The sequence below is a fragment of the Pararhizobium sp. P1_E7 genome (genome assembly GCF_056405855.1).
Genome location: NZ_JBFUBH010000126.1, coordinates 1 through 5334 on the forward strand (window position 1 = coordinate 1; position 5334 = coordinate 5334).

The 5334-nt window shown below is 60.4% G+C and carries 5 protein-coding genes; all 5 read right to left on the reverse strand.

Annotation, left to right across the window (positions count from 1 at the left end; genetic code table 11):
* Positions 1-279: 279 nt before the first annotated feature.
* The 5 genes from AC1D17_RS27535 to AC1D17_RS27555 all read right to left on the reverse strand — a co-directional run bounded on the left by AC1D17_RS27535 (position 280) and on the right by AC1D17_RS27555 (position 5317).
* Positions 280-870: a cysteine hydrolase family protein gene (locus AC1D17_RS27535; RefSeq protein WP_477568421.1), complete on the reverse strand. Its 591-nt coding sequence runs from the start codon at positions 868-870 to the stop codon at positions 280-282.
* 13 nt (positions 871-883) lie between these two features.
* Positions 884-2470 (reverse strand): gamma-glutamyltransferase, encoded by a 1587-nt coding sequence (ggt, locus tag AC1D17_RS27540; protein WP_477568422.1) that lies wholly within the window; start codon positions 2468-2470, stop codon positions 884-886.
* A 68-nt stretch (positions 2471-2538) separates the two neighbouring features.
* On the reverse strand, positions 2539-3570 hold the full coding sequence (locus AC1D17_RS27545; protein ID WP_477568423.1) for an extracellular solute-binding protein: 1032 nt from the start codon (positions 3568-3570) through the stop codon (positions 2539-2541).
* 24 nt (positions 3571-3594) lie between these two features.
* Complete coding sequence (locus AC1D17_RS27550; protein WP_477568424.1) at positions 3595-4401, reverse strand: ABC transporter permease; 807 nt, start codon at positions 4399-4401, stop codon at positions 3595-3597.
* On the reverse strand, positions 4391-5317 hold the full coding sequence (locus tag AC1D17_RS27555) for an ABC transporter permease (protein WP_477568425.1): 927 nt from the start codon (positions 5315-5317) through the stop codon (positions 4391-4393). Before AC1D17_RS27555 ends, AC1D17_RS27550 begins: the two co-directional genes overlap by 11 nt.
* Positions 5318-5334: the final 17 nt, after the last annotated feature.

The window sequence follows — 5334 nt, forward strand, 5'->3', positions numbered from 1 at the left end:
CGGCTGACCTCATCACACTCAATGAGGCCTGAAACTGAGCTTTGGCCTTCGGACGCGAATTGACTTGCCGCGTCCGTGGCGCGACGCCAAGGCATGCCGGTCACCGGTCGCCTTCCCTGGGAAACCGGACAGTGACCTCCGTACCGGACAAGACAGAGCTGGCGGGGTTGTTGGGCGCGACCAAACGCTTCGGCGTCGGGTCGCCCGCGCTCGATACCGTCTCGGGATTGGGGGCGGCGAATCACCAGGCCGCAAGCGGCAGGTGCTCGCCAACCCCTCTCAGCCGTTTGCGCCGGCGAGCCATTCTTCGGTGGACATAACCCGAGCAAACCCGGCCGACAGGGTGGCGGCGGTGGCTGCTTTAATCGTCTCTTGCGTCGCCGTGTCGGACAGGTCCGGACAGCCGGTCGCATCAAGCACAAAATCGACGAAGAAGTCGAAGTCATGGCCGTTGCGTGCCGTGGCTTCGCAGCAGAAATTGGTCATGAAGCCGGTAATGACGATCCGGTCGACCGATTTCTCACGAAGCAGCCGGTCCAGACCCGTACCGACAAAGCAGGAATAGCGTTGCTTGCTCACGGTCAGGGCATCCGCTGGCACCTTGAGCCGGGGATCGTCCTCCACTTCCTCGGTACCGGCAACGAAGCCGAGTTCCCCTGGCTCACCGCTGAAGTCGAACATGTGGCCGGCGTCAGACCCGTCCGCCCGATGGATGTGGCGRACATGAACCACCAGATCACCCGCGGCTTGGCCCGCCGCGACGATGCTGTTGATGTTGGCGATCACCTGCTCATTGCCGACGCAATGAAGCGGCGATGACGGATCTGTGTAGACTTTCTGGATATCGATCAGGAGAATTGCGCGTGCCATTGGTTTTGCCCTTCTAGAAGCCTGCGGCCATGCCGTCTTTGCGGGGATCCGAGCCGCCCGTCAGCGTGCCCTTTTCCCAGTCGATCCAGACGGCCTGCCCGCCGCCAAACGGCTCGGTCGCCTGCTCGATTTTGTGGCCAAGCGCCTGGAGTTTATCGACCGTCGCGCCTGCAAGGCCCCGTTCGGTCTTGAGTGAGCCCTCGGTATGAAAGACGCGCGGACCATCAAGCGCGGCCTGCACATCCATGCCGAAGTCCAGCACATTGCTGAGGAAATGGACATTCCCCATCGGTTGATAATCGCCACCCATGACGCCGAAAGGCATGACGGCGCGGCCATTTCGCGTCAACATTCCCGGCATGATCGTGTGCATGGGGCGCTTGGCGGGACCAAGCGCATTCGGATGGTTGGGATCCATGCGGAAGCTCGATGCCCGGTTCTGCAGCACGACGCCCGTCTGGGGGCAAGTGATGCCGCTGCCAAAGGAATGATAGGTGGAGTTGATGAAACTGATCGCGTTGCGGTCCTGATCGACGATCGAGATATAGACCGTGTCGGAACGCTTAAACTCGATCTCAGGCAGCCCCGTCCTGGCTTGATCCATGCTGATGGTGGAGCGTAGCCGTTCGGCATATTCCATCGACAGAAGCGTTTGCACCACCGGACCGTCGCGGTCGATCTCCCCCAGCCGGCGGTCCCGCTCCCGGTAGGCAAGACGCGCCGCCTCCACCGCAAGGTGGAACCGTTCGACGCTGTTTGGGTCCTGGCCCGCGACGTCGTCCTGGGCCAGGATGTTGAGCATCAGGAGCGCGGTCAGGCCCTGATTGTTGGGAGGCATCTGGTGAACCCGATAGCCGCGATAGTCGACAGACACCGGCGTGACATAATCGCAGCTGGTGGCCGCGAAATCCTCGAGCGTATGCAGGCCGCCAATTTCCCGCAGCCGTCCGACCAGCGCTTCGGCCACCGGACCTTCGTAAAATCCCGCTCGGCCCTTTTCCGCGACGCGTCGGAGCGTTGCAGCAAGCGCCGGCTGGCGGTGAATTTCACCAGCTTCGTAGGCACGGCCGTCCTTGAGAAAGATCGAGGCGGAATGCTCGTCCTGCGCCAGCAGCTGAAACGTGTCGGCCCAATCGAGAGCCACGCGATCATGGACCACGTAACCTTGCTCCGCATAATAAATGGCAGGTGCGAGCACGTCCGCCAGGGTCTTGCGACCGTGATCCCGGATCAGCCGGTCCCAGGCGTCAATGGCGCCGGGAATAGAGACGGAGTGCGGCCCGTAAGTCGGCACCTCTTCCAGGCCCATGGCGCGGAAACGCTCGATCGACGCAGCGGCAGGCGAGCGGCCGGAGCCATTCAGCGCAATGACATGGTCGGTTCCGCCCGCGCAATAGAGCACAAAGCAATCGCCACCTATACCGGTCGATTGTGGCTCGACCACCGCCTGGACCACGCTGGCGCAGACCGCAGCATCCACGGCATTGCCACCCGCGCGCAGGATTTCCAGCGCCGCCTGTGTCGAGAGCGGATGGGAGGTGGCGACCATGGCGCCGGTTGTTCTGACAGGGGAACGCCCTGGTAGTTGAAAATCACGCATGTTGCTTGGCCTTGGAGGAATACCGGGATAGACCCCGGCGGTAATGCTCCGCCGGGGAATAGTCTTGTTTACTTCAAGAGTTCGGTCCAGATTCGGGTATAGAGTTCATCCACTTCGGCCGGACAAACGTCCTGCCAGCCGCCGGTCGCGATGAACTCGGGCGGAATGTTCAACTCAGGCGCATCCTTGATTTCTTCGCTCATGAACTCACTCGACCCCTTGATGCCGTTGGCATAGGTCGCAAAGTTCGAAATCAGCGCAGCGTTTTCAGGCGCCATGATGAAGCTCAGGAATTTCTTGGCATTTTCCGGATGCGGCGCATCCGCCAGAACGGCTGCGCTGTCCATGAACAGGGAGTAGCCTTCCTTGGGGAAGCCAAGCTTGATATCGGCATTGACCTTGCGGGCGCGATAGGCAGCGCCATTGTAGTAAAGCTGGGCCAGCGTGTCGCGGCTGTCCATCTTTTCGATGCCATAGTCCATCGACACCCACGACTTCTTGGCTTCCAGCAGCTTGTCGCGGACCTTCTTGAGGAATTCCTTGTCGCCGGTGCACCATTTGCCACCCATGTAGCGGATGGCTGCGTAGAGCACGTCGTTCTTTTCCGGCACGACGTTGATCTTGCCCTTCAATTCTTCCGGGGGATCGAGCCAGATTGCACTGGTATTGATGTCACCCTTGTAGGCAGAGGTGGCGACAACCGGTCCGATCATGCCCCACTGCCACGGCACGGAATAATGCCGGCCCGGATCCCAGGTAACATTGACCCAACGTTCGTCGACATTTTTGAAGTTCGGCATCTCGTCGGGGCGCGATTCAAGAAGAAGCCCTTCTTCGATCCAGATCGGCACGAAATTGGCCGAGGGAACAACGATATCGAAGCCCGAACCACCGGCGCGAACCTTGGCCAGCGCGGTGTCGTTGGAATCATATTCCGTAACCGTGACGCTGATGCCGGTTTCTTTCTTGAACTTTTCCAGAAGCTCGGGGCTGGTGTAGTTGCCCCAGTTGTAGAGGCTCAACTGCTCTTCTGCCTGAGCCGCGCTGCCTGCTGCCATAAGCAACATGCCCGAGGCGAAGGCTGTCAAAATTGTTCGCATGCTTTGTTACTCCTCTGTAGGTTTCTATTTTTTGCGATTGATCAGATGCACGGCCGTCACCAGCAGGATTGAAGGCACCAGGAGCATGGTGGCGGCGGCATTGACTTCGGGGGTCATGTCACGGCGGATCTGGCCCAGCATGTAGGTCGGCAGGGTTTCCTGGCCCCCGGACTTGACAAGATCGGTGATGACGACGTCATCGAGCGACGCAACGAAGGCGAGCATGAAACCCGCCACGATGCCGGGCCCCAGCCGGGGAAGCGTGACATAGACGAAGGTTTTCCACGGGTCGGCATAGAGGTCGGCCGCCGCGGTTTCGAGGGTGAGATCCATGCCTTCCAGCCGCGCACGAATGGGCAGGTAGGCAAAGGGAATGCAGAAGGCCGTATGGGCAATCACCAGATAGCCGGTCCCCGAATAGCCGGTGGCCGACTTGACCGCAGCGAACACGATGAGCAGCGAAATGGCGGTGACGATTTCGGGCACGATCAGCGGCTGGTTGATCAGCGCATAGGAGATCGTCTGGCCGCGGTAGGCGCTTGTCCGGGTCATGGCGATGGCAGCCATCGTGGCCATGGCAGTCGCCAGAACGCCCGCGACGGTCGCCAGAAACAGCGAGAAGAGCGCCGCATTGATGATCAGGTCATTGTGCCAGGCCTTGGCGAACCAAGCGAGGGAAAAGCCTCCCCAAACGCCAAGCGACGATGTGGCATTGAAGGAAAAGACCACGAGAATGATAATCGGGAGATAAAGGACGACCATCGCGAGGCGGGCAATCGTGCCGAAGCCCGGCTGCGCCTTGAGATCGAAAGCGTGCACTTTAGTGGCCATGGCCGTTATCCTTTGCAGAGCTTCCGCGGATGTAGATGATGAGGGCTACCGTCACGATCAGCAGCAAGCAGATGGACAAGGCGGCGCCCAGGGGCCAGTTTCTGCCCTGGCCGAACTGAAGTTCGATCAGGTTGCCCATCATCATGTTCTTGCCGCCGCCGAGCACGCGCGGCGTCACATAGGCGCCGATGGCCGGAATGAAGACAAGAATGGATCCGGCTATGATACCCGGACGGCAAGACGGGATGACGATGTGCCAGAGCACCTTCAATCGCGTGGCGTAGAGGTCGTAGCCCGCCTCCACGAGGTTGAAGTCCATCCGCTCGAGGCTTGAATAGATTGGAAGGACCATCAGCGGCAGGTAGACATAGACCAGGCCCAAAAGCACCGCGCCGTCGGTGAACAGCATCTGGATGGGCTTGTCCGCAATGCCGGCCCAGACAAGAAGGTTGTTGATAGGCCCCTGGTTGGAAAGGATGCCCATGATGGCGAAGGTGCGGATGAGCAGATTGGTCCAGAAAGGGATCGTGATCAGCAGCATCCATTGCGAGCGGACATGCTCCGGACGGGTGGCGATGTAGTAGGCCGTCGGGAAGCCGATCAGCAACGTTGCCACGGTGGTGACCAGGGCCAGCCTGATCGAACGCCACAAAATGACCAGATTGGCGTCGGCCAGCACGAGCGTGTCGTCGAAGGGGTCTCGCTCGACAAAGACATTCATCCAGCCCTCAAGGCTGAACTGGCCGAGATTGACGCCACCAAAGCTGCCCTTGGCCATCACGGAATAGGCGAACATCACGGCAAGCGGCCCAACCGAGGCGAGGATGATCGTCAGCAGCGCCGGCGCCTTCAGTAGCCAGCGTCGACGGCTTTCGGCGGCCCGGCGTGCATCGGCCATTTCTGCGATGCTATCCATGCGCGCCTCCCAGGAGA